At 57.0% G+C, this 26,239-nt stretch carries 20 protein-coding genes; 13 read left to right on the forward strand and 7 right to left on the reverse strand.

All coding sequences use genetic code 11. The features are described from left to right. Positions 1-161 precede the first annotated feature (161 nt). Complete coding sequence (locus L6439_RS29290) at positions 162-4,694, reverse strand: S8 family serine peptidase (RefSeq protein ID WP_213469713.1); 4,533 nt, start codon at positions 4,692-4,694, stop codon at positions 162-164. A gap of 404 nt (positions 4,695-5,098) precedes the next feature. Here L6439_RS29290 and L6439_RS10980 point away from each other — a divergent pair, with 404 nt between their 5' ends. Beyond that, a complete protein-coding gene (locus tag L6439_RS10980) occupies positions 5,099-5,917 on the forward strand; it encodes an MBL fold metallo-hydrolase (protein ID WP_213469714.1) in 819 nt (272 codons plus the stop codon). Positions 5,918-5,989: 72 nt separating this feature from the next. Here L6439_RS10980 and L6439_RS10985 read toward each other — a convergent pair whose 3' ends face one another. Then, a complete protein-coding gene (locus L6439_RS10985) occupies positions 5,990-6,961 on the reverse strand; it encodes an aldo/keto reductase (RefSeq protein ID WP_213469715.1) in 972 nt (323 codons plus the stop codon). 580 nt (positions 6,962-7,541) lie between these two features. Here L6439_RS10985 and L6439_RS10990 point away from each other — a divergent pair. Next, positions 7,542-8,255, forward strand: coding sequence for a DUF1232 domain-containing protein (locus L6439_RS10990; RefSeq protein WP_213469716.1), 714 nt, complete (start codon positions 7,542-7,544; stop codon positions 8,253-8,255). Between the two features lie 87 nt (positions 8,256-8,342). Here L6439_RS10990 and L6439_RS10995 read toward each other — a convergent pair whose 3' ends face one another. From L6439_RS10995 to L6439_RS11005, 3 genes are read right to left on the reverse strand one after another with little or no spacing between them, the layout of a single operon-like run. After that, positions 8,343-9,752 (reverse strand): nucleoside recognition domain-containing protein, encoded by a 1,410-nt coding sequence (locus tag L6439_RS10995; protein ID WP_213469717.1) that lies wholly within the window; start codon positions 9,750-9,752, stop codon positions 8,343-8,345. Further along, complete coding sequence (locus L6439_RS11000) at positions 9,730-10,461, reverse strand: FeoB small GTPase domain-containing protein (RefSeq protein WP_213469718.1); 732 nt, start codon at positions 10,459-10,461, stop codon at positions 9,730-9,732. The genes L6439_RS10995 and L6439_RS11000 overlap by 23 nt, the downstream gene beginning before the upstream one ends. Then, positions 10,458-10,712 (reverse strand): FeoA family protein, encoded by a 255-nt coding sequence (locus L6439_RS11005; RefSeq protein ID WP_133380805.1) that lies wholly within the window; start codon positions 10,710-10,712, stop codon positions 10,458-10,460. Before L6439_RS11005 ends, L6439_RS11000 begins: the two co-directional genes overlap by 4 nt. A 383-nt stretch (positions 10,713-11,095) precedes the next feature. Here L6439_RS11005 and L6439_RS11010 point away from each other — a divergent pair, with 383 nt between their 5' ends. The 10 genes from L6439_RS11010 to L6439_RS11055 all read left to right on the forward strand — a co-directional run bounded on the left by L6439_RS11010 (position 11,096) and on the right by L6439_RS11055 (position 22,005). Next, positions 11,096-11,896, forward strand: a complete 801-nt coding sequence (locus tag L6439_RS11010) for a GNAT family N-acetyltransferase (protein WP_168180265.1) — start codon at positions 11,096-11,098, stop codon at positions 11,894-11,896. A gap of 184 nt (positions 11,897-12,080) precedes the next feature. Continuing rightward, on the forward strand, positions 12,081-12,800 hold the full coding sequence (locus L6439_RS11015) for a DsbA family protein (protein WP_213469719.1): 720 nt from the start codon (positions 12,081-12,083) through the stop codon (positions 12,798-12,800). A 223-nt stretch (positions 12,801-13,023) separates the two neighbouring features. Then, complete coding sequence (locus L6439_RS11020) at positions 13,024-14,157, forward strand: FtsW/RodA/SpoVE family cell cycle protein (RefSeq protein ID WP_168180267.1); 1,134 nt, start codon at positions 13,024-13,026, stop codon at positions 14,155-14,157. 48 nt (positions 14,158-14,205) lie between these two features. After that, positions 14,206-14,493, forward strand: coding sequence for a hypothetical protein (locus L6439_RS11025; RefSeq protein WP_213469720.1), 288 nt, complete (start codon positions 14,206-14,208; stop codon positions 14,491-14,493). A 38-nt stretch (positions 14,494-14,531) separates the two neighbouring features. After that, positions 14,532-15,764, forward strand: a complete 1,233-nt coding sequence (locus L6439_RS11030) for a GTP-binding protein (RefSeq protein WP_213469721.1) — start codon at positions 14,532-14,534, stop codon at positions 15,762-15,764. 374 nt (positions 15,765-16,138) lie between these two features. Next, positions 16,139-17,383, forward strand: coding sequence for a glycosyltransferase family 4 protein (locus L6439_RS11035; protein WP_213469722.1), 1,245 nt, complete (start codon positions 16,139-16,141; stop codon positions 17,381-17,383). Between the two features lie 32 nt (positions 17,384-17,415). Further along, positions 17,416-17,985, forward strand: coding sequence for a hypothetical protein (locus L6439_RS11040; protein WP_213469723.1), 570 nt, complete (start codon positions 17,416-17,418; stop codon positions 17,983-17,985). A gap of 31 nt (positions 17,986-18,016) precedes the next feature. Then, the gene (locus L6439_RS11045; RefSeq protein WP_172878910.1) at positions 18,017-18,727 is read left to right on the forward strand and encodes a PIG-L deacetylase family protein; all 711 of its coding nucleotides are present in this window, start codon (positions 18,017-18,019) and stop codon (positions 18,725-18,727) included. 172 nt (positions 18,728-18,899) lie between these two features. Beyond that, entirely contained in the window at positions 18,900-20,699 is a 1,800-nt protein-coding gene (gene pepF, locus L6439_RS11050) for an oligoendopeptidase F (protein ID WP_213469724.1), read from the forward strand. 226 nt (positions 20,700-20,925) lie between these two features. Beyond that, positions 20,926-22,005, forward strand: coding sequence for a lactonase family protein (locus tag L6439_RS11055; RefSeq protein ID WP_213469725.1), 1,080 nt, complete (start codon positions 20,926-20,928; stop codon positions 22,003-22,005). A gap of 67 nt (positions 22,006-22,072) precedes the next feature. Here L6439_RS11055 and L6439_RS11060 read toward each other — a convergent pair whose 3' ends face one another. Further along, on the reverse strand, positions 22,073-22,714 hold the full coding sequence (locus L6439_RS11060) for a peptidylprolyl isomerase (protein ID WP_213469726.1): 642 nt from the start codon (positions 22,712-22,714) through the stop codon (positions 22,073-22,075). Positions 22,715-23,702: 988 nt separating this feature from the next. Beyond that, complete coding sequence (locus L6439_RS11065) at positions 23,703-24,620, reverse strand: DMT family transporter (RefSeq protein WP_213469727.1); 918 nt, start codon at positions 24,618-24,620, stop codon at positions 23,703-23,705. 162 nt (positions 24,621-24,782) lie between these two features. Between L6439_RS11065 and fumC the strand changes: the two genes are divergently transcribed. Further along, positions 24,783-26,159, forward strand: a complete 1,377-nt coding sequence (gene fumC / locus L6439_RS11070; protein ID WP_213469728.1) for a class II fumarate hydratase — start codon at positions 24,783-24,785, stop codon at positions 26,157-26,159. The last annotated feature ends 80 nt before the right edge of the window (positions 26,160-26,239 follow it).

A 26,239-nucleotide genomic window follows, 5' to 3' on the forward strand; every position in this document is an offset into this window, starting at 1 on the left:
CACTCTCCTTTGCAGATGATGGATGACGAGCCAAAATCCGTTCTATTGTCATCGTATGTGGAACAGATTGTCTCGCATGCCATCTCTCTGTCAGCCGTTCCGAATGCAACAACCGCTGTCCCGAAGGACAGCGGTTGCGCCTTGGCCAGGTCAGGCCGATACTACGAATTCGATTGCATATCGATCAGCACGCGGGCGAGGACCGCGGCCGCTTGGGCGCGGGTCGAGGTGCCCTCTGGAGAGAACTTGTTGCCGCCCATGCCTTGAATATAACCGCGGCTCACGGCGGCCGCGACAGCGGAGCGGGCATCCGCTCCGATCTTCGCCTGGTCGGCGAAGCCGAGAGCCGGAGCGTCATCGGTCTTCAGCTGCAGCGCCTGCGCCAGCATAACGACCATTTTCTCGCGCGTCAGCGGGTCACGGGCTCCCGGCTCGGCAATGCGGTCATTCCATGTCTTGCCGGAAGCAGTGAGACGATCAAGCAGCGAGGCGAATTCCGCTTGGGTGACAAGATCGTTCGGCTTGAACATATTCAAGCTGCCCTTGCCTTCGATTAACTGGTGAGCGGCTGCAACCTCGACCTTATCTCTGGACCAGTGCGTGCGAATATCGTCGAATGTCTTGGACGATTCCTGCGCCGTATAGGCTCCGAGCGACGCTGTCGTGAAGCGGACGCCGTCCTTATCCCAGCGAACGCCTGGAGCGTAGTACGTCCATGCCTCCTTCGCATCCTTGCCGTAGACGCCGACCTTGCGGGCATCCTTCACGGCGGAGGCGCTCCATTTCAGTCCAATCCGGATCGGCTTGGTGACCGTGTCCTTCTCGCCTTGAACAGTCAATCCTGGAGCGACCTGTCTCAGTGCGGACGCTTGCCCGCCTTCACCCAGCGCCGCCAGCGCCAGGCGTACGGTCAGATCTCCATTTTTCCCGGTAAAGTCAACAAGCGACTCCGCAGGAATAAACACTTCAAAGTCCTTCCCGGACAGCAGCAGCGCTTTGCCCGAAGCGGCAAGCTGCTCCGCCAGCGCGCGGGTGATGCGGATATCCGCCAGTTCGATGTCGTTCCAAGCGATATCTGTGAGATCAAGCTTCACTTCAGTCGCTTCCTTGTCATTCAACTGCGAACTGAGCGCCGACGACGATACAAGCAGCAAGCCCTGCTTCTTGCCGTCCTTCTCCGTTACCGTGAAGGTGCCGGCTTTCAAGGTCTTCCCGGCCGGTTTCGACGGAGTGGAGGAGTAGGAGCTGCTGGAAGACGATCCGCCTGAGCTTGGGCCAGGCTCCGGTTTTGGTTCGGGTTTTGGTTCTGGCGGTTTGGGGGCGTCCACGATCTCAATCCAGTCCGGCGAACCGTATACTAGTTTTATAGGCTCAATACTTTCTAACTCCAAATTAACCAGCCAGAACTTGTAGGCTCCCGGATCATTGCTGGAAAATACCACGGTGCCAAAGGTGCCATCTCCCGAGTACGCCGCCGTTGGAGGCATACTGGTGGATACCAGGAGCGCCTTCAGATTACCTTCCACAATAAGCTCCTTTGTAAAACTTAAGTCGGCATCCGGGTGATTATTCTTCAAATATGTTGCAAAGGTAACGCTAGGCTCAACCCGAACATCTTTTAAGGAAGCATCATAAACCAATGCATAGGATGCAGAGTATACGGCTTCAGTGACAGAGAAGCCGATATCTACCTTGAACTCTTCTCCCGTATACGCTTGTTTTTTCTCTACCTTCACATTGGCATAGACCGCATCCGGATCAAAGTCGAATGAAATCGTCCGGGACGGGGTCTCATAGCCGTTCTTGATGTAATCCCATGCATAGATGTCAACTTCATTGAGTCCGTCCTTCAGATGCGGGATGTCGATGGTGAAGATACCGTATGAATTAAAGTTCACCTTATATTCTTCATTGGTATCCTTGTTGACGGCCTTCATCTGAATGAGATCCTGAATTGGAGAGTTCACATATTCCAAAATTGTGTCGGAGACAGTGCCTGTAATTTTTCCTTTGCGTTCCTGCGGGTTATCAACCCGAATCACCGGCTCATCAATCTTGACTTGAGGAGCCGTACTATCGATAAGGAAAAGAGCGCGCAGATTATCCAAACGTTCGCCGTTAACAACAGGAACCATAAAATATAAACCGTCTTTCGGAGTGACGGAATTGTCTCCACCCAGACTTCCGTCCCAATCGACAGACAAAATGCCAGGGATTTGTTCAGCCGTATTTACGTATGCATCGCCTAGTGCTTGGCCATTCAAATCCACGACGGCTAGTTTGAAATCGGTGATTTTTTTGTTAACCTGGATGCTTACCTTTGTCGTATTATGCGCAGGATGCCCGTTCGGCGCAAAGATGTTGGGGCTGACCTCAATCTCCCCAATAGCAGGTACTTCAAATTGTTTGCCGATATACACGCTCACAGGAAGCCTGATTTCGTGGCCGCCATCGCCTGTCAGAATGACATGGCCTTCGTAATTTCCTTTGGCGTTCGGCGGTATTTGCAAGGTGATGTCGAACGTTTGCCCTGGGCTTACTGTTTCCTCGCTCGACGTTAGAACTCCGCCGTCTGCAGGCCACTGGATGGAGATTGAATATTGCTGACTCGTGCTGGAGATGCCTTTCAGCAGTACCGTTTTCTTAACCGTATGATCCGGAGACATTGCTCCGAATGAGAGGCTGCCCGTTTCATATTCGAACGGTGCCCCCGGGTTATCTTTTACCGCGACGTTAGCGGTCTCTTGCACCAGAGCGATCGCTGGAGCTTTTACACTTCGAACAAGATCGACCCGGCCTGCCCCCTGCTCGGTCAGTTTATATACGTTATTGGCACGATCCTTCAAATCTACGGCATTATTCATCATCAATGCTTTGATTTCATCTGGAGTGAGATCAAGGTTATTCTTGCGGGAATACTCCACCAGCAATGCGGCAGCTCCCGCGATATGCGGCGAGGCCATGCTCGTGCCTTGCGAGCTTCCGTACGCGTTCTCGTAATTGCCGTCCCAGGCCGGCACGGATGAAGTGATACCTACGCCCGGAGCGGCAATGTCCGGTTTAATCGTATAGTCCGGCAGCGCAGGGCCGCGGGAGCTGAAGGAGCCGAGCATATCTTGCTCCTCGACATCGCTGCGGACAACCTTCTTCACCGAGCCGGACGTAATATAATTTTTCAAGATAAGACCGTCGGCTTGCGAAATGGTATAGGTAGGAACGAATTCATCGGCTTTCCCTTCGCCGAGAGTCGCGGCCAGATCGCCAGCTTCGTTGTTGAAAATGATGAGCGCGGCGGCTCCGGCTTTTTTGGCATTTCTCGATTTGTCGCCGAAGCTGATCTCCCCGCGGGAGACGACCACGAGTTTCCCTTTGACGGTTTTGTTCTTAAAATCATCCGGCTTTCCGAATCCGGCAAAGACCGCTTCAAGCGGTTTATCTGTATCCAGAACCGGAGAGGAAGTAGCTAGCTGCGAGAAAAACTTTTTGTCGAGGCCTTCGGCTTCAAACACCGGGGTCAGGACCGGAGGGTAAGAGGCGGCGACGGAAATGGCCGCATGGGCTCCTCCCGGGCTTCCCAGCGTGAGCGGCTTCGGTCCGGCATTGCCCGCCGCGACGGCAACGACGACACCAGCCTTGGTCGCATTGTCCAGCGCTACGGAATGCGCGGTATATTGGAAGTTGTAATCGGCGCCGAGCGACAGATTGATGACATCTACTTTATCTTCATAGACGGCGCGCTCGATGCCGCGCACAATGTTTTCCGACGATCCTCTGCCATATGGACCGAGCACGCGATAAGCATACAGGTCTGCCTGCGGAGCGACGCCGCGTACTTTGCCGCTGTCGCCGGGATTATCGTAATTTCCTCTGCCGGCTACCGTTCCCGCGACATGTGTCCCATGGGTCGTGTGATACTCTTTTCCGTCGATTATTGGCTTCGAATCATCCGGTCTAGTCTCCATTGGATCCTCGTTATTATCGACGAAGTTGTAGCCGCCCTTATAGGCTTCTTTTAGACTCGGATGGTTGTAATCAACTCCGGTGTCAAGCACCCCGACTTTGATCCCTTTTCCCTCCAAGCCGAGATCCTCCCACAAATGCTTCGCTCCGATATGGGGCGCGCTTTTGTGCATATAGGTGCTGTCGCCATGAGCGCTCGGCTCATTCGGAATCGCCTGGATGTCCACGTTGGGGAAGACGGCCTTCACGCCAGGAATCGTCAACAGATCATCCACCTTGTTGGCAGGGATGCTGACCGAAAAGCCATTAAATACATTGTTGAACTCGTATCGGATTGAGGCTTGCAGTTGGTTAAGCGCGGTGCGGAATTGCTGATGCTCTTGCCGGATATCGCTTTCGATATCGTTGGCGAACAAGGAGTATGTATTCGCGGCCTGAGCTTCTGCGACTTTCAAAGGTTCATTTTGCAGTTCCACGATAACGGTAATGATGTCGCTGCTGTCAGAAGGCGGTACAAAGTTTTGCGGCGTGATGCCAGATAAGTTCAGTTCGGAGATGCGAGGGAGTTGCAGCTTGGTTGCGAGCTGATCCTTGACTTGGCTCTGAAGGTTCTTCTCTGATGCGGACCAGTCCATTTTTTCGGTTGCGCCCGATACTCCAGGGAAGAGCATGCCGGCAAGCAGCAAGGCGCTAAGGACCAAAGACATGAGTTTGCGGGATGAATGCAGTCTCAAATGTAAACCTCCTTTGCTATTTTACGGTCAGGTTTATCCTTGATGCAGGAAAATTTGCGGCCTCAGCCTCCTTTCTCACAAGCGGAATCAAGAAACGGCGATTGTCTATGATGTCGATCACATAAATCAAGTTTACATATATTTCATATTAAGGGTAAGGGTACGATTAACTATATTCCAATTCTGTTCCCTGACGGATAATGTTGAAAGATTACTAATTTTGTAAAATAAATAGATTGTGTCAAAAATAGTTGGTGGGTCTTTAGAACTATTTACAGGAAGCGAGCAGAACGTGAGAGGAGATCATGCACAGCATTCATTGGAGAAAAGGATTAGGAATGGCTTGGCAGGACAGGATATAAAAAACGGTTCCACCGCCAAAAGGCCGCAAGGAGTGAAGTCGAATGGACAAACCGAATATGCTGTCTTCCGGGACCACGTCCGTAATCGCTGCCCGGCCAGACATCCTATGCCTGCGCACCGTTATGGTCAACGTCGTGTTCATCGGAGCGCCAGGAAGCCGAGATTATGTATTGATCGACGCCGGACTGGCCACGTTTGCTGAACGTATTCGCGAGACGGCGGAAGCGCATTTTAACGGTCCGCCTGCGGCCATACTGCTGACTCATGGCCACTTCGATCATGTAGGCGGGATACGCGATCTGTTGGATATCTGGGATGTTCCCGTATATGCGCATCCGCGAGAGCTTCCCTACCTGACAGGGCAAGCGGATTATCCTCCGCCTGATCCGACGGTCGGCGGGGGCTTGATGTCGCTGCTGTCCCCGTTCTATCCGAACGAAGCGATTCAGCTTGGAGACCGGGTCCATCCGCTCCCCGGAGACGGCCGCGTTCCGCATCTGAAGGATTGGCGGACGATTCCTACGCCGGGGCATACTCCCGGGCATGTTTCCTTTTATCGGGAATCGGATCGGGCGTTGATTGCGGGGGATGCTTTCATCACCGTGAAGCAGGAATCGGCTCTCCATGTCATAGGGCAAGCCAGAGAAATCCATGGTCCGCCGGCCTACTTCACTCCCGATTGGGAGGAGGCATGGCGCTCGGTGGAGCGGCTGGAGAAGCTGCGGCCGCAGGTGGCCGTGACCGGGCACGGCTTGCCGATGGAGGGAGAGGAACTGACCGTTCAATTGCAGCGCCTGGCCCAGGAGTTCGACAAGCTGGCTATCCCGGCGCAAGGGCGCTATGTTCCGCCTCGAGAATAGCACCGGGGACCAAAGAAATAGGGCGATTCTGCAAGCCGTTCGCGGTCTGCTGGATCGCCCTTTTTATGTGTATTACGGAAGCGCTCTGCCTCTGGAGCTGACGTACAGGGTGTACCACTCTTCCCGTGTCAGGGTGAGGTTCGCCGCTTCGCCGCATGCCCGGATTCGCTCCGGATTGGCAGTGCCGATCACCGGCTGGATTCCGGCCGGATGGCGCATCAGCCAGGCGAGAATGATCGCTTCCCGCGTCGTGCCCTTCTCATCGGCCATCGCCTGTACGAGCTCCGCCGTCTCGCGGATCGAAGCCGGCTGATCCGATAGATCCCGGCCCGAGAAGACGCCTTGCGCAAGCGGGCCCCAAGCTTGAATTTGAATATTTTCCAGACGGCAGTACTCCAGCGTGCCTTCCGGGAATATATCTTCCTTGGCGGCATCTTGGTTCACATGAACGCCTTGATCGAGCCAGCCGATTTTGGCCAGACTCATCTCCAGCTGATTGACGATAAGCGGCTCCTTGCTGTATGCCTGGAGCAGCCGAATCTGGCCGGCGCTCATGTTCGAGACGCCGAAGGCCCGCACTTTCCCCGCAGACTTCAATGCCGACACCGCTTCCGCGACCTCTTCCGGCTCCATCAACGGATCGGGGCGGTGGAAGAGCAGAATGTCGAGATATTCGACACCCAGCCGCTTCAAGCTTCCGTCGACGCTGCGCAAAATATGCTCCTTCGAAAAATCATAGCGTCCCGGAATGCCTTTATCAGCGAAGCGAATGCCGCACTTGGATTGCAGCACGATGCGCTCTCTCAATTCCGGCCGTTCCTTCAGCACTTGGCCGAATACTTGCTCCGCTTTGCCTCTCGTATAAATGTCGGCATGGTCGAACATATTGATGCCCGCCTCGAGGGCGGCGTCCACCGCAGCATGCGCCGCTGCGAGATGTTGATTCGTGATCGGATCGCCATTCCAGCCTCCTCCCAGCCCCATGCATCCGAGCACAAGCCGGCTGGCGGCGAGTCCGCGCCGTTGAATCGGGATTGTATTCATGTTGAATCACTCCAGTGGATGTAGAATGCAAAGCTTGTCTCGTCCAGTGTACTACAGGTCCGGGAGCATATCCAGATGGCCAGCGGGCGAAGCAGGGGGCCAAGCGGGGAGCCGTTCTGTGCGGATAATCAGGCGAGCCCTGCCCGGAAGCAAAAGGGAACCCGCAGCCGAATATACCAGTACGCACGAAAAGAAGCCATCAACATGAAAGAGGAGGGAACGAGACGAAGGAACGGGTAATGAGCGTAACCGGAGCGAACTCGGGCATGGGACCGGCAACCAGTGTGGCGTTGGCCAGGCAGGGAATCCATGTTATCATGCTGTGCCGGAAAAAGGCGAGGGGCAGGCGGGCGCTGGACGGACTGATTAATAACGCAGGGGACGAAGGAGGCGGCCAACAGCCTTCATCCCGGGGCCGCCGTCACCAATATCGGCATCGATCGCGGCACCGGGTTCGGCACAGATTACGGATATATTGAGGAATTATGCGTGTCCCCTACATATATTGTTGATAGATTATCAATTAGCGTTGCTGTGCCTTCATGGCCTCAATGCTCTCGTCATCGGGAGGAGGGGTAGAATGAATCAGGCGGATAACGTGCCGCAATTCGGCCGTCAGTTGAAAGCGTGGCTCAAGGAACGCTCCATGTCCATGCGTAAATTAAGCGAGCAGACCGGAATCGATACGGCCACCATCTCGAGGATGGCCAGCGGGAAGCAGGCGGTCAAGCCGGAATACATTCATCGCATCGCGTCGGTTCTCGCCATTCCGGCCGAGCGGCTGTATCGGGCCGCGGGCTATTCCGTCGGGTCAGAGCCGAGCGGGAGGACGGATATGCATGCTTCCGTCGATGCGATTCAGCAGGTGCTCGGGCATTCGAAGCTATTTGAGCCGGAGTTCAGCACCGAACGGGTGCGGCAGGAACTGATGAAGTGCGAGCGGTATGCCCGCACCGAGGAAGGCAAGCGGCTGATTCATCAAGATTTCGAGGAAAAAGTGAGCAAGGTGAGCGGAGAAGGCCCGTTCATTGAGCAGCTGCGCGACATGTTTGCTTGCTTTTGCGATCCGGCGGTGCCGGAGGAAGAAAAAGCGGTGCTCGGCAGCGCTCTGCTTTATTTCATCCTGTCTGTCGACATTATCCCGGATTATGTATTTCCGATCGGTTACCTTGATGATGCGATAGCGGTCAATATGGCGCTCGAACGGCTGCGCGGGATGGCCAGGACACCGCAAGCGCGGAGCAATGCCCCAGGATCTGATCCGGCCGCCGAGGCGCCGGATGACGGGGAATAGGGGGGCGGGGAGACGAATATGCTCCGCGGACGAAGGCAGCACGAGCCATAAGCACCGGCTCGTGCTGCCCACAGCCATGTTCTCTTGTTATACCCAGCCGAACGCCCTTGCCAGTTGAGCTGTGGCAAAGGTGACGGCAATCGCGATGGCGAGAGGGATAAGCGCGGACAGTGCGGTCCACTTTACGCTCTTCGTCTCTTTGTAAATGTTGAACAGCGTCGTGCCGCATGGATAATGGAGCAGGGAGAACAGCATCATATTGAGCGCGGTCAGCCATGTCCAGCCATGGTTCAGGAAAATGTCCTTGATGTTGTCCATCCCGTCCGCATCGACCAACGCCCCGGTGGACAAGTATCCCATCAGCAGAATCGGAAGGACAATCTCATTCGCGGGAAGGCCGAGAATGAAGGCCATCAGGATGAAGCCGTCGAGTCCGATCGCATGGGCGAACGGGTCGAAAAAGCCGGCCATATGATTGAGCACGCTGTCCCCGCCGACGAAAATATTCCCCAGGATCCAGGTAATGACACCGGCAGGCGCGGCCACGATGATGGCACGCGTCAACACATTGAGCGATTTGTCCCGCGACGCGAGCAGAATCGTCTTCGCGAACTGCGGCTTCCGGTACGGAGGCAGCTCCAGCGTATAATGAGTCGGAACCCCGCGCAAGGCGGTCTTGGACAAGACCCACGATACGGTAAACGTGACGGCGATGCCGATCATGACCATGCCCATGACGACCGAGGCCGTAACGAGCGTCTGCATGCCGGAACCGAGTCCCGCCGACACCATGAAGAGAGAAGACAGCAGAATCAAGGTTGGCCAGCGTCCGTTGCACGGCACGAAGTTGTTCGTCAAGATGGCAAGCATCCGCTCACGCGGCGATTCGATTATGCGGGTGGACAAAATCGCTGCGGCGTTGCAGCCGAAGCCCATCGACATCGTCAGCGCCTGCTTGCCATGCCCGCCCGATTTCTTGAACAGGCGGTCCATGTTGAAGGCGACGCGCGGCAAGTAGCCGAAGTTCTCCAGCAGGGCGAAGACCGGGAAAAAGATGGCCATCGGCGGCAGCATGACGCTGACGACCCAGGCCGTGCCGCGGAAGAAACCGAGAATGAGGACGCCATGCAGCCACGCGGGCGCATGAATCGCTTCGAAGCCGGCGGTCAAATAGCCTTCAACCGTATTAAACAAGTCAAAGAGCAGGGCGGAAGGCACATTCGCTCCCGCGATCGTAATCCAAAAGACCGCGCCAAGTATCGCCAGCATAATCGGGAACCCCCAAATCGGGGAGGTGACGATTTTGTCAAGGCGGTACGTGCTCTCCAGCTTCTTCTTATCTTCGTAGCGGACCGCTTCGCGGCAAATGCTATGCGTGGTCTTATAAATATCCCCGACGATGTCGTCCCGGATCTCGCTGCCGTTCGTCAGTCCCTTGGCCTTCGCCAAGAGCGAATCGAGCGGGTCGGGGGAATTAGTGGCAAGCGGTGTAGCCATATTGTACCGTCTCCTTCACTGTCGCCGTCTGGTCTTCCGTCATCCGCTTTTTCATCGTCTGAAGCAGCTTCTCGTCATTATCGAGCAGCCGCAACGCGATCCAGCGGGCGGGGTAACGGTCGCCAAGCTGCTCGCGTATCGCCGGCTCCAGTTCGGCAATCTTGCGTTCGATATGATCGCTGTATTGAATCTGAAGCGGCTCAGGCACGAGCTGGCCCGAGGCGACCTGCTCGATCTTGTCGAGCAGCTGGGGAACGCCAATCCGGCTGCGCGCCGAGATGGCGACTGCAGGCACGCCCAGCCTGCGGGAGATCGCATCGATATCGATGCGGACGCCCAGACGCTTCGCTTCGTCAATCAGGTTGATGCAGAGGACGACGCGGTTCGTCATCTCCATGACCTGCAGCGCCAGATTCAAGTTCCGCTCCAGCGAGGTCGCGTCCAGCACGACCACCGTCACGTCCGGGTTATCGAAAATAATATAATCCCGAGCGACTTCCTCATCGGCCGAATTGGAATAGAGGGAATAGGTGCCCGGAAGATCAATGATGCGGAACGGCGTGCCCCGATGCTCGAATTCTCCTTCCGCCATCATGACGGTCTTGCCTGCCCAGTTCCCGGTATGCTGGCGCATCCCCGTCAACGTATTGAACAAAGTGCTCTTGCCTGTATTCGGGTTGCCGGCCAGGGCAATTCGGTATCCGCTCATTCATCCTCACCTCCAATAATCTCCCCGTATATGCGCGTGCTCTCTTCGCGGCGAAGGGCGATGGTCGTATTGTTCACCCGGAACGCGACCGGATCCCCGAGCGGGCTGCGCTGCAGCACCTCCACCGTATTGCCGGGCACAAAGCCGAGATCGAGAAGCCGCCGGCGCAGCACTCCTTCCACTTCGATGCGGGAGAGACGCAGCCGGCTGCCCGTATCCGCTTCTGCCAAAGCTCTCTCTGTCGTTGACATCTATGATGTTCCTCCTCCCAATGTCCGAACCTCACGAGTAGAGCGGCAACCGCATTTCCTGAGGTTCCCCCGCTCTTGTTATTATTAGTATAGGACAAAAGTATTGAGTTGCCAACAATTATTTTCATTAGGGCAACATTTTTAGGAGAGGGGAATTGTGGTATATGTATATGCTTGTGCAGCCCATTCGTTCGCCGGGAAACGACACATTTTTCTCCCTCCGGAGCAGGCTCTCCAGGGGGAGGTTCGGCGACGCCGGACTTTGGCGGCGAAATCGTGGCTTGGGGGCTCGTTGACATTGACGCAGGGGCAAGTATTATACTAGGAATGCTTGCCATGGCCCAATAACAGAATCGGCGGCATTAAAAGGGGAGGGGATTGCCTTGCTGCGAAAACTTACAACGGCCGAATTGGATGCCCTGCAGGGGCATGTCAGCAAGGATGAGCATTTTTTGTACTACACCTATTTGACCGCGCGGCGTTCCCGTTCGGTTCACTACGGTCATTATTCGGAGGAAGGCGAGCTGTTGGGCGCGCTGGCCTATTTGCGCGGCATGCCGTTCCATGCGTTTGCGGTGCTGCCGCTCGATGGACGGTTCGCCCTGGAGCCGCTCGTGAAGCGAATCCAGGCGGATGCAATGCTCCCGTCAGGGGCGGAAGGCAGCTTCATCTTGAGCGAAGAGGTGAGGGGGCGATTGGAACCGCAATTGCATTCGGTTATCCAATACCGGCCGCTGATGACGATGATGCATCCGAATCCGGGATCGCTTCCGCCGGCGGACGGACAAGTCGTTCCGCTGAAGCCGGAGCACAAGGAGAAAATCGTGGAGCGGATGCGGGAATTTCAATCGGTTGCTTTCACGGAGGAGGAGCTTCAATATCCGTGCGTCGGCATCTTCGAAGACCGTGAGCTGGTGGCGGTCGGCGGCTACCATGTGTACAGCGCGGAAGCGGCGGAATTGGGAAACATCGGCACGATTGCATCGCGGCGGGGCCGGGGATACGGGGCAAAAATAACGTCCGAGCTGGTCCGGATTGCTGCCCGGCTGACCCCTTATGTACTGCTGGAGGTGTTCAATGACAACGAGCCCGCGATCCGCCTTTACCGCTCCCTTGGCTTCGAAGCGGTGAACCAGCTCTATATGACGAGCTTCCGCTTGCCTGTCTTGGCGGGACGCCTTTGATTTAACGAATCGGAGACACCATCGTCCGGCATGGCGACGCAGGCCGGAACCGCGGACAATCGTGGACAATATGATCTAATGCACTGAGGACAGGCAGACAATGGGATATACTGGCGTCGGCTCGGCTAGGCTCGCCCCGGCCGTGACCGGAGATTCTTTTCCGATGAAAAGGAGATGAGGCCCATTGCAGAACAAATCCTCCATGAATAAGGGAATCCTGCTGGCCGGCGCCATCGTGGTTGCCCTGCTGCTCTTATGGCTGGCCGCCAGCCTGGCCGGGACGTCCGTCCGCGAGCAAGAACCGGCGTCCGCGCCATCCGCTTCCCGGGCGGTTCCGGAAGAGGAACTGAATTATGACCTCCAGCCCGTGATGGGAGATCGGAACGCTCCGATTCGCATCGTCGAATTCGGCGATTACAAATGCCCGGCCTGCAAGCGCTGGACCGAACTCGTGCTGTCGGAACTGCATGAGGAATTTATCGCAGACGGCACAGCCGCCTTCTACTATATCCATTATCCTTTTCTCGCTCCGGATTCGGAGCTGGCAGCCGTAGCGGGAGAGATTCTGTACCATATGGATGAATCCGCGTTCTGGACCTACCACACACGGATCAACGAGCTTCAGGGCGAGAAGGACGAGGCTTGGGCGAACGAATCGTTCCTAACCCGTCTCGTAGAGCGGGATATCCCGTCGATCGATGCCGAACAGTTCCGAGCCGAGCTGAAGGAGCTGAAGCATCTCGATACGGTCAAGGCCGATATGAAGATTGCGCGCAAGTTCAGGATTGGCGGCACGCCGACAGTATTGCTGAACGGGCAAGAGATCGAGGATATTTCGTACGAGGGGATGCGGGAAGCGATCTTGTCGGAGTTGAGCCGGCAACAAGCCCAGGCAGCCAAATAGAGACACGGGGAAACAGCGGGTTTGCCTGGAGGCGGCCCGTTTTTTATATGAAAAGACCGGAATTCCGGCGCGGCCGGAATTCTGTGCTCACGGTTGACAATGGCAGGGGGATGGGGTAGTATTCACGTGACAAGATCTTCCTGTTCCCGCGCCCTTCGGCTAGCTGAAGGGTTTGTTTGTCATTCGGGGCAGATGACTCACTATATTGAAGAGGTACAACGTAATGCTGCGAAAATGGAAGCGGATCGATCCGCTGCTGCTCTGGCTGGTGCTGTGCTTCATGGCGATTAGCACCATCGTCGTATATAGCGCGACGGTGAATACCAAATATGAAGGCATGCACATGGACAACATCAAGCTGTACGTTGTTCTGTTCATCCCGCTGCTTGTTACCGCGTGGTTCGATTACCGCATCGTCGTTCGTTATTTATCCGTCACCCTTTACGTTATCGGCATCGGATTGCTTCTTCTGGTTATGTTCAAAGGGGTGAACATCAACGGCTCTACGCGATGGATCGCGATCGGAAGCCAGCAGTTCCAGCCGTCCGAGTTCATGAAGCTGTTCATTATCATGCTGCTGGCTCGCTTGCTGGGACGAAGGGAAGGCGAGACGCTGAGACTGACCCGGGATATTGTGCCGCTAGGCCTAGTCGTGGCGGTTCCGATGTACCTGATTTACAAGCAGCCGGATTTGGGGACGACGATCGTATTCATCTCGATTTTTGTCGCCATGCTGTGGATGGCGAATGCGCGGCTCTCCCATATGATCGTCGGTCTATCCGCGGCTATCGCCGCCGTCGGAACGATTCTGGTGCTGTATTATCACAATCGCGATTTATTGATTAAGCTCATTAAGCCGCATCAGTTTTCCCGCATCGAGGCCTTTCTCGATCCGGCGAGCAACCTGGATGGAGGCTGGCATGTCATGAATTCGATCCGGGCCATCGGGTCGGGAAATTTTTCGGGAGACGGCTTTCTCAAAGGTTTTTTCGTGCACAACGGTTATATTCCGTACAGCTATTCGGATTCGATCTTTGTCGTCATCGGCGAGGAGTTCGGTTTTCTGGGCTCGGCCTGCCTGATCCTGCTGTATTTTGCGCTCATTTACCGCATGGTGCTCATTGCCGGCGCATGCAAAGACTTGGAGGGCGCCTACCTCATCATCGGCATTATCGCGATGTTCACGCTGCAAATATTCGAAAACATCGCAATGCATATCGGACTGATGCCGCTTACGGGTCTATCGCTTCCATTCATCAGCTACGGCGGGAGCTCGCTGCTCACCAACATGATATCGATCGGGCTCGTGATGAGCGTCAAGATCCACCAGGAAGAACCGAACCTGCTGGAGCTGTGAACGTACTCGATCGAAGTAAAAGCTGCCGCAAGGCAGTTTTTTTGTTGGATGGATCCGAAGCGCCCCTTGTTTCTAATGAACGGTATCCTGGAAGAACAAGAGCGCCAAATCCCCCTTTTTGCACCCAAGGAATCCCATCCCGGAAGTCAAGTAACCGCGCCTGCCTCTCATGTCCTTTTTCCCGATGAATCAGGAAAGTCCGGCGCAACTGTGCCCGGCATGCAGGCGGAACCGCGGAAAGCGGTCAGCGGATCTCCGATTGGCAAGGTCCCGGCCTTTTCGCCCATCGACTTTGTTTCCAACCTTGACAGCGTAGGAGGACGCCTTTATCATTAAATCGTAATAATTACGAATAAGGGAGAGCATGAATTTCTATGGCAAATCAGACAAAGGCGCAAGGAGCGCTTCCCGGGGAACAAATTCCCGTTACCGTATTGAGCGGCTTCCTCGGCGCCGGCAAGACGACCGTATTGAATCATGTGCTGAATAACCGCCAAGGACTCAAGGTGGCGGTGATTGTCAACGATATGAGCGAGATTAATATTGACGCCGATCTGGTGAAATCGGGATCGAACCTGTCGCGGACCGAGGAGAAACTGGTGGAGATGTCGAACGGATGCATTTGCTGCACGCTCCGCGAAGATCTGCTGCGGGAGGTTGAGCGGCTGGCGAAGGAAGGGCGGTACGATTATATTTTGATCGAATCGACCGGTATCTCCGAGCCTTTGCCCGTAGCGCAGACGCTGACGTATGCGGATGAAGCGCTGGGCATCGATCTTCCCTCGCTCGTCCGGCTCGATTGCTTGGTCACGGTTGTCGACGCAAGCCGGTTCTGGCATGATTTCGCTTCGGGGGAATCGCTGCTCGATCGGGAGCAGCAGGCGGGGGAGGAGGACAACCGCAGCGTTGTCGATCTCCTCATCGATCAGATAGAATGCAGCAACGTGCTGCTGCTGAACAAATGCGACTCGGTGGCGGTAGAGGAACTGAAGAAGCTCGAAGGCGTGCTGCGGGAGCTGCAGCCGGAGGCGCGCATTATTCGCACCGTGAACGGCCAGGTTGATCCGAAGCAGATTCTGAACACGGGCATGTTCGACTTCGAGAGCGCGAGCCATACCGCCGCCTGGATCGCGGAGCGCGAACTCGAAGCCCATACTCCGGAGACCGAGGAGTACGGTATCACCTCTTTTGTATACCGGCGTCAGCAACCGTTCCATCCGGATCGGCTGTACCGGTTCATGAATGACTGGCCGGAAGAAATCATCCGGGCCAAAGGCATGCTCTGGCTTGCCCCGGCATCGGACATCGCCGTGAGCCTGAGTCAGGCCGGACATTCCATCCAGATCGGGCCGGCCGGCTATTGGCTCGCTGCCGCAGCGCCGGAAGAGAGGGAGATGGTTCTGGAGGAGGAGCCGGATATGCGACAGCGCTGGCATGCGCAATGGGGGGATCGGATGAATGAGCTGGTGCTGATCGGCATGAATCCGGATCGCTCCCGGATTGAGCGCGGGCTGGATGAATGTCTGCTGACCGCTGCCGAGATGAAGCAGGATTGGTCGGCGTTCGTTAATCCGCTGGCCTGGGTTACCGCCGGATTGGACGCGTAGGGCGGTCGTTGGCCTGCCGCAGCCTGCTCGGGCGGTTCAGGCAGGCACAGGCGTGTCTGTCACCTTGAACCGGTTGAACGGGCTCCTGCACAAGATTCGCGGTATCGGCTTCGAGGCTGAGTATGGCCCGGCTCGGGAAGGCGATATGAAGCATAGTTGTATGGATAACCGGCTTGCATGGGAGCCGTTGCCGTGGCGGCCGAGCCGAAGTCTGGGGGAAGGCGTGCTGGAAAATGTACCGCGACGAGGCGACAGGGAAGCCGGACGCCTGACTTTTTTCGGGAATACAATTCAAAAGCGGGATACCTGTACCTCTCAACAGATGCCGCTCCGTCATAGAATAAATGGACAATACACCAAAGGGATGGAGAAAGATGAAAATCCTGATCGCGAGCTATTGGGGGATTCCGGGCGCAGGCGGAATAACTGCCTATGCCGAACAGTTGAAGACGGGATTGCAGCGCCAAGGCCATGAGGTCGATTTTCTGTGCCCAACCCCGAACGAGAACGGATACGGCATTTATCCCCGCAACCGGGTATTGGAAAAAGAGAAGCTTCTTCCTTTTATCGCCGCGCAGTCCACCCCATACTTCGATCATCATTTGCCCGGATTGGATCCGTGGATACGGCAATGTGAGATGGAGCGGTACGGGTTTGAACTGGCTGCCCAGCATCTGGATATAAGCGAGTACGATGTCATTCATGCGCAGGATGTCGTCACCGCCTATGCTCTCTCGCGTATCAAGCCGCCGGCAATGCCTCTTGTAGCGACGATTCACGAATGCCTCGCCTTGGAGCGGTTACGGACTCTGAGGGCGATGGGGCTGGAGGCGCCCGAGCGCTGTTCAGCGCTATGGACATACTTGGTCCTGAGGGAGCGGCTGGGCGCATCCTGCTCGCGATTGACGATCATGTCTACCCGCTGGCTGCAGGATCTGATGATTCGGAAATTCGGGGTGCATCCGGACCGGCTGATCGTCTCTCCGAGCGGAATGGACGTCGAAGCCTTCGTCCGCCAGATGGAAGCGCCTACGGACTGGACTCCCCCTCAAGGGAAGAAGGTGATCATCTGTCCGGCCAGGTTCAATGGCGACAAGGGACATGTCTTTTTGCTGCAAGCTCTGCATTCGCTGAAGGAGGTTCGCCAAGACTGGGTCTGTTGGCTGGTGGGAGACGGAGAGGCCGAAGCGGAGCTCCGGGACATGACGGCGTCGCTCGGCCTGGGGGAGCATGTTGTCTTCCTCGGCAGGCGCCAGGATGTTGCCGCGCTGATAAGGAAGTCGGATCTGTTCGTCCTTCCCGGCATTCAGGATAATCAACCTTGCGCGGTCATGGAGGCGCAGGTGGCCGGCAAACTGGTCATCGTATCGAATGGGGGCGGGATTCCGGAGATGGTCCGGCATGGTGTGACCGGCCTCGTCTTCGAAGCGGGACGCAGCGAACAGCTTCTGCATCATCTGCAATTGGGACTCGATAATGAGTCCTTCCGGCTGCAAGCGGGCGCGCAAGCTCAGGCTTGGGGACGGACGCATTGGTCGCTCGAGGCCATGACCGGACGGGTCCTCGATATCTATTACAGCGCTGCCGGAATGGAAGAAGAGGTTCGACCTCTTCGGTAAGATGTTCAGAATGATGGATGGAGGTGCCGTTTATGGCGAGGCTGACACGTACAATCGGGCGGCCGGCCGCCGGGGGCGCCCGTCCGAGGAAGGCGGCGGGGAAGAAAAGGCTGGCGCTGCGAGCAGGCGCCAGGCGGAGGCTGCGCCGCCAGACCCGACGCGCGCCAGGCCAACGCGGCTGGCGTCGGGCCTTGGGGAAGCGGGTGGAGCGAAGAGATCGTCTAATCCAGCCATTGGACAGCGGATCGCCCGCGGCGGAGGCGGATGCTTCGCACCGGGAGGAAGCCTTGACGACGCCGCTGCCTTCGCCGGCGGACGAAGTCCCGCCGCCGGCTCCCGGCATGGCGTATGCCGCCGAGGCCCCGAATCCGGAGGAGATTCCTCATCCGCCGCCGCCGGAACCTGCCCAGGCCGCTGCGGAGCAAGTGCCGGATGACATATTGTGGCGACGGATCCTAAGCCGAGTGCCGGCCAGCTACTCGATGCCCGACGGGGTTATCGTAGAAGCGCTGCAGCGTGCGCATTGGGCCGCTGCCGTGCCCGTCAAGGAAGGCTGGCCGAAGTTGTGGCGCCGGGGCCCGCTCCGTTATAATGTTACGTAGTCGTATATGACTGGAACAGGAGCTGAACGGCGTGACACATACTGTCGGATTTATTTATGCGCATCCGGACGACGAGACGTTCGGATGCGCCTGCCTGATCCGCTCCCTGGCGAATCAGGGCGTACCCGCCGCTTTGCTGACGGCCACGAGCGGAGAGGCGGGGAAGACCGGCCGCCTTGGCCCGATGAGCCGGGAAGAGCTGGCAGCGCGGCGGGAGCGGGAACTGGCTGCGGCCGGCGCGATTATGGGCTTGGCGGACATTGAGCTGCTGCGCTATCCGGACGGACATTTGTCATCCGTCCCGCGGAGCGAGCTGGTGGCGAAGATCGCGGCGTTCCTCAATCGGCGCCGCATTGCGGTCGTTATCACCTTTCCCGAGGACGGAATCAGCGGGCATCCGGATCATGTCGCCATCCATCATGCCGTCAACGAGGCGGTATGGAGCGGGAACTGCCCGCATGTGCAGAAGCTGTACTACAATATGCCGCTGACGATTCCCGCAGCGGAGACGGATTCGGTGATCAGGCTGGAGGCTGCCCCCTTTTGGGAGATGAAGGCCGCAGCGCTGCGCGCCCATGAATCCCAAATCCTGTCCATTGAACGCGTATTCGGCGACCTGCAGACATTGCCATCCGATGAACGGATGCGCGGGGAAGCGTTCGCGCTCGTGTGGAAGCGGGGCGTCTATCGCCCGGCCGTTCGGGAGCATGCGGTGCTGGACGGCTTACATAAAGATACCTAGCTTAACCTAGCTTGGGAACGAGCACTGCGGCATTGCGCACTCCTTGGATTTAGCCGAGGGGTGTCTTTCTTTTTTTCAGGGGATTGGCTCAATTTGTGACCGTTTTGTGATACCATCGTAGTCAGGATAGATTGGATATTCTATTTTATGGGCAAAAAGGAGAGTTGATCGCATGCAAGCAAGACCGAAGCGTTCCGAAGTGCCGATCGAGGCGACCTGGAATTTGAGCGACCTGTACTCAAGTCAGGAAGCCTGGAAGGAAGAACTGATGCAGATACAAAAGGATGTGGCGGAGGTCATCCGCTATGAAGGCAAGCTGGGCGAGAGCGCAGCCACGCTGCTCGCCTGTCTCGAGGCGCGGGACGCGCTGATTGTACGGATGTCACGGGCCAATACATATGCGCATTTGCAGCAATCCGGTGACGGAACGGATCCGGTCAACCAGGCGAACTCCAGCATTGCCGGCGATGTGCTCTCGCAAGTCAATTCGCAGCTATCCTTTATCTCGTCCGAGATTCTGGCGCTGCCGGACGGCACGGTGGAGCGGTACCTGGAGGAAGAGACGAAGCTCGCCATCTACCGCAAAGGGCTGACCGATCTGCTCGAGACGAAGCCGCATCGCCTGTCTGCGGAGACGGAAGCCGCTTTCGCTTCGCTGGGCGAACTGTTCGGCGCCCCGTACCGCATCTATCTGCGGAGCAAGCTGTCGGACATGTCATTCGCTGACGTGGAGGCAGGAGACGGAACGAAGTGGCCGGTCTCGTTCGCCCTGTACGAAGGCAAATATGAAATGTCTCCCGACCCTGCGCTGCGCCATGCCGCGTACGCATCCTTCTCGGAGACGCTCAAAGCGTACCGGCATACGTTCGCGCAGACGTACGCGACGGAAGTGAAGAAGCAGGTCGTCCTGTCCCGCCTGCGCAAATATAACTCCGTAACAGAGATGCTGCTGCAGCCGCAGGAAGTGACGCTAGAGATGTACCATCATATTTTGGACATTATCCAGGAGCAATTAGCGCCCCATATGCGCCGCTACGCCAAGCTGAAGCAGCGCGAGCTCGGGCTTGACAAGATGATGTTCTGCGATCTGAAGGCGCCGCTCGATCCGGAATATAATCCGCACATCTCGATCGAAGAGGCGGGGAAGCTGATTGCGGAATCGCTCGAGGTGCTCGGTCCGGAATACGGCCAGATTATACAAGATGCGCTGAACAATCGCTGGATTGATTACGCCGACAATGTCGGTAAATCGACCGGCGCGTTCTGTTCGTCGCCGTATGGAGCCCATCCGTACATTCTCATCTCCTGGGCGGACAACATGCGCGGGGCGTTCACGCTGGCGCATGAATTGGGCCATGCCGGCCACTTCGCGCTTGCCGGCCGCTACCAGCCGTATGCAACCTACCGCCCGGCGATGTACTTCATCGAAGCGCCGTCGACGATGAACGAGATGCTGCTGGCCCAGCATATCATGAAGCAATCGTCCGACAACCGGATGAAGAGATGGGTGATTCAGCAGCTGCTGAGCACGTATTACCATAACTTTGTCACGCATCTGCTCGAAGGCGAGATGCAGCGCCGCGTATATGATCTCGCTTCCGCCAATGAGCCGCTGACCGCGAAGACGCTGTCCGAGCAAAAAGGCGCCGTTCTCGCCAAGTTCTGGGGCGACGCCGTCGAACTGGATGAGGGGGCACATCTGACGTGGATGCGCCAACCGCATTACTACATGGGCCTGTATCCGTACACGTACTCCGCAGGCTTGACGGTGTCCACGGCCGCCGCGCGGATGATTCAGGAGGAAGGCCAGCCGGCCGTCGATCGCTGGCTTCAGGCGCTCAAGGCAGGCGGCACGTTGAAGCCGCTCGACCTTATCAAGATTACCGGCGTGGACATGTCCGGCCCGGCTGCGATTGAGGATGCCGTCGCTTATGTCGGCTCGCTCGTCGATGAGCTGGAGAGATTGTCTTAATCGAATCAGAGATGAACAGAAGCGATGTCTCCCGGCAAGCGGGGGATATCGCTGCTTATTGACCGGATATACAGCCCGATCCGGTTCATGATGCAGCATCGAGGCCTTATGCGTGCATCCTGCATCGTGGGCAGAACTTGCTTCCCGCTATTGATTTGCCTCGCCGTATAAGTGTACATTAGAACAATGGACAAGTATCAGGATGTGAGACAAGGAGGAAGACAACATGGCAGAACGTATGCTTGTTTTTGTCGGTTCCTATGCAGACGGCTCCGGCAGCGGGGTTTATGTGTACGAGTTCGACGAACGGAATGAATCGCTGACATTGACGGATGAAGTGTCCGGCCTTCGCAATCCAACCTTCGTTAATCTGGATGCGGCAGGCCGGCGTTTATATTCGATCGTGGAAGGTACGAACGAGGCCGGAGGCAAGACAGGGGAAGCCGCCGCTTTTGCCGTCGATCCGGCGGCAGGCAAGCTGGAACTGTTGAACCGCTCCTTCACGGTCGATGCGCCGACCTGTCATATTCAGCGCGATTCCGGGAGCAGCTATATCGTAGTGGCGAGCTATCATGGCGGACGGATAGCGTTGGTTGCGCTGACAGCCGACGGCCGCATCGGAGAACAGCTGGATGTTCAGCAGCATGAAGGACACGGTCCGAATGCCGAGCGGCAGGAGAAGCCGCATCCGCACTCCGCCTTTTTCAGCCCGGACGAACGCTATCTGTTCGTGCCGGACTTGGGGATCGATCGGATTCGGGCCTATACGATCGACAAGGAGCGCGGGAAGCTGCAGTTCTATGGCGAGACAGCCTCCCGACCGGGAGCGGGCCCGCGCCATATGACATTTCATCCGAACGGGAAGATCGCTTTTGTCATCAATGAGCTGGACTCTTCGATTACGTCCTATCATTATGATGCGGAGCAAGGAGCGCTGCAGGCGATTGCAACGGTTCCAACGCTTCCTTCCGGTTTTGCCGGGGAGAACACGTGCGCGGAGATTGCGGTCTCGGAAGACGGGAATTATCTGTACGGCTCGAACCGCGGTCACGACAGCATCGCCGTCTATGCGATCGACGCGGCGGCCGGCACCTTGTCGCTAGTGGAGCATGTCTCCGTGGAAGGGGAGCATCCGCGTCATTTCGCGCTTACGCCGGGCGGCCGTTATCTTATCGCGGCGAACCGGGATACGAACAATCTCGTTCTGTTCCGCGTGGACAAGGCGAGCGGCAAGCTGACACCTACCGGGAAGACCGTCGAGGTCGCGAAGCCGGTCTGCGTCAAGCCGGCCTATTTCACGATATAATCAGACAGAACTCACGACACAGAACCCCCGCCGAATGTCCAGCAGGGGTTCTTGCGCGTGCTTGTGCTTATTTCCTTTCCGGTTCCTTGCTCGTCTCCGGCTCCTTATACTCAACGCCGAATGTATCTACCGTGATTTTCTTGATCTTTTGCTCTTCCACCGGGCGGTCATTCGCACCCCGCTTCGCGTTGGCAATCTCATGCACTGTCTCGATTCCGGAAGTCACTTTGCCGAAAGCGGCATATTGACCGTCCAGATGGGGCGCATTCGCGTCCATAATGAAGAATTGAGAGCCCGCCGAATCGGGCTCTTCGGAACGGGCCATCGAGATAACCCCTTCCGTATGCTTCAACTCGTTGGTTACGCCGTTCGAAGAAAATTCGCCCTTGATGCTATAACCTGGGCCACCTAATCCGGTTCCTTCCGGATCGCCGCCCTGGATCATGAAGCCGGGAATGACCCGATGGAAAATGAGTCCGTCATAAAATCCTTTGTTGACCAGCGAGATGAAGTTGTTGACGGTGTTCGGAGCGGTGTCCGGATATAATTCCACTTCGATCTTTTTGCCGCTCTCCATCTCGATCGTGACAAGCGGATGCTTGGCGTTGTCCGCGCCGCTCGCATTGCCGCAGCCCGCGACGACCAACATGGCAGCCATGAGCAGGACCACGAGGGACAGGCCTGTGCGCTGTCTGTTACTTCGTCTCATGCATTCATTCCTCCTACCTCTTACTTAGAAAATATCTCATACGTTTACAGTATGCCATCGAATGGGGACAAGAGCAAACAGTCGTTCCGGCAGTCCGTGCCGTTAAAGCGGTAACGTTGTTCTTCTATCCTGGTTATCGTATCCGAGGGCGGTTCCCGGCCTGCTTGAATGGCCAGCATGTTCGCGGGCTGGCTTGAGGCGCGGACGGTCTTGCTGCGTTGGCGGACAGGCAAGCCGTCTCCAGACGGGGTGATCCAGACCGGGAAGTACACACTGATTGAGTAAACGATGCAGACGGGATACCCCCAGGGAGCGGATAAGAAGGATCTCATCGTGAAATGGCGGTTATGTCGAGAAGAGAGAAGTGGTTTTACATCCCTTTTGTCCACTCTCCCTTCGGCTCAGTTAGCCCCTTGCAGAAAGGAGAACTTGGAAGGACAGAGACACCTATCGCTTAACGCTGAGTTAAGGGGATAACGAGCAAAGGCTCCATCCCCGAGCGCATGCGTGCTGAAGCGACGGGATAGTGACGGAAAGGCCCGTCCCCGAGCGCATGCGTGCTGAGGCGACGGGATAGTGGCGGAAAGGCCAGCCCCCGAGCGCATGCGTGCTGAAGCGACGGGATAGTGGCGGAAAGGCCAGCCCCCGAGCGCATGCGTGCTGAAGCGACAGGATAGTGGCGGAAAGGCCAGCCCCCGAGCGCATGCGTGCTGAAGCGACGGGATAGTGGCGGAAAGGCCCGTCCCCGAGCGCATGCGTGCTGATGCGACGGGATAGTGGCGGAAAGGCCAGCCCCCGAGCGCATGCGTACTGATGCGACGGGATAGTGGCGGAAAGGCCAGTCCCCGAGCCGCATGCGTGCTGAAGCGACGGGATAGCGAGTGAAAGGCCTGTGCCGGCTCATGAAGGAGGGAGCGCCGTTCCGCTCTGATCCCGCTCAAGACCGGAGGTCGGGGCGGAACGGCATGTTCCGGCCCCGAGTGCTGGTCTATTTCGCGGACAGAGTCGTCTCCGCCGTTGAGACGTCCGCCTGTCTGGGCTTGTCGTATTGAAGGAATATCCATACGCCTGCAATGAGCAGGACGCAAGCGGATGCCTGCAGCGCGGTCATCACTTCGCCGAGCAGTATCCAGGCCAGCAGGCTGGCTCCGACCGGTTCGCCAAGCACGCTCATGGAGATGGAGGTCGCGCTGACATATTTCAGCAGCCAGTTGAAGAGCATATGACCAAGCACCGTCGGAACGAGCGCCATCAGCAGGAACAAGAGCCACTCGCGTGCGGGGTATCCGCTCATCGGGTAGCCGGCTCCCATGTTGTAGAGGGCAAGAACGGCTCCGGCGACGAAAAAGACGGTAAAGTTATAAACATAGGATGAAATGCGTTGGCGCAAATCTTGGCCGAGCAGCATATGTACGACGACTGCAACGGTTCCGAGGACGGACAGCAGATCGCCGTACAGCGCTTGTCCCGATAAGCGGAGATCGCCCCAGCCGATCAGCATGATGCCGATGATGGCGATGGCTACACCGGCCAAGGCCGCCGGCGTGGTCCGCTGCTTGAACAGCCAGAATGAACCGAGCATGACAAGAATAGGCTCTAAGGACAGGATCATTGTCGAGCTCGCGACGGTCGTATGGCGAAGCGATTCCATCCAGAGCAGGAAGTGTATGGCCAGGAACAGGCCGGACATCCCCATGCGCGTCCAGTCTTTGCCGCGAACCGCGCGCCACTCCGCCCGATAGGCGAACGCCCAGGGCAGCAGCACGAGATTCGTGAGCAGCAGCCGGTACATGGCAATAATCGAAGCGGGCGCTTCCGACCATTTTACGAAAATGGCGGAAAAGGAGATCGCGATGATTCCGACAATGAGTAGCAGATAGAGATGGGATGATTTTCGGGAAGACACAGTTAATGCACCTCGTAGGTTCTTTATCTTGGTGGTCACGATCAGCAAGTATAGCGCATTTGGAAGGAACAATAAAGAGGGGGCGGAAGAAGTTTCGAGTCGGTCGTATTGCTGTAAGAAATGGTGAAACGACAGTGAATGATTATGATGGAGGTGAGTCCGATGGATGTTCGGATGGAACGGGACACATTCGGAGAACTGCAGGTTCCTGCGGATAAACGATGGGGGGCTCAGACTCAGCGAAGCCTGGAGAATTTCAAAATCGGCACGGAGAAGATGCCGCGCGAGGTCATCTACGCGCTCGCCTTGGTCAAGCAGTGTGCCGCCCGCGTGAATGGCGAGCTTGGACAGCTTGAGAAGGAGAAGGGCGATGCGATTGCGGCGGCGGCGCAGGAACTGCTGGACGGCAAGTATGATGATCATTTTCCGCTGGTGGTCTGGCAGACGGGGAGCGGCACCCAGACGAATATGAATGTCAATGAAGTGATTGCGCACCGGGCGAATGAACTGCTGTCCGAGCAGGGGAGCGGCGCGCGGGTGCATCCGAATGATGATGTGAACCGATCGCAAAGCTCCAATGACACGTTCCCGACGGCGATGCATATCGCCGCTTTCATCGCGGTGGAGGATCAAGTGCTGCCCGCGCTGCATCGGCTGAAGAGCACGCTGTTGAAGCATTCGAAGCAATTCCGCGATGTGATTAAGATTGGGCGGACCCATCTGCAGGACGCGACGCCGCTAACGCTGGGACAGGAAATCAGCGGATGGCACCGGATGCTCGAGAAGTGCGAGGAGTACATTATTGAGAGCTCCAGCGCCCTGCTGGAGCTGGCGATTGGCGGAACGGCGGTCGGCACCGGGCTGAACGCGCATCCGAAGTTCGGACAGATGATGGCCAGGGAACTAAGCCAGGCGACCGGGCGCGAGTTCGTCACGGCGCGGAACAAGTTCCAGTCGCTGACCAGCCATAACGAGATCGTTCATCTCCACGGCGCTTTGAAGGCATTGGCGGCCGATCTGATGAAGATTGCCAACGATGTGCGCTGGCTGGCAAGCGGTCCGCGCTGCGGAATTGGGGAGATTCTGATTCCGGCGAATGAACCGGGGAGCTCGATCATGCCAGGCAAGGTGAATCCGACCCAAGCGGAGGCTCTGACGATGGTCGTCTGTCAGGTGATGGGCAACGATGCCGCGATCGGGATGGCGGCCAGCCAGGGCAATTTTGAGCTGAATGTATTCAAACCGGTCATCATATACAACTTCCTGCAATCAGCGAAGCTGCTCGGGGATACGATGCAATCGTTCCATGACCGCTGCGTCGCCGGCATTGAACCGAACCGCAAGGTGATCCGGCGCAATCTGGAGCAGTCCTTAATGCTGGTGACCGCGCTTAACCCGCATATCGGGTACGAGAAAGCGGCGGAGATCGCGAAGCTTGCGCACCAGGAGGGGTTGACGCTGAAGGAAGCGGCACTCCGCAGCGGCCTGCTTACGGAGGAACAGTTCGATGAGATCGTGAAGCCGCAATCGATGGTCTGACGATGACCGGGAGGGAACTGCCTGCTTGTTCCGGCCAGGGAGAAAAAGAACATTCAGGCGGTTCTTTTCATAACATTTTG

The sequence above is a fragment of the Paenibacillus dendritiformis genome, from assembly GCF_021654795.1.
Classification (GTDB): domain Bacteria; phylum Bacillota; class Bacilli; order Paenibacillales; family Paenibacillaceae; genus Paenibacillus_B.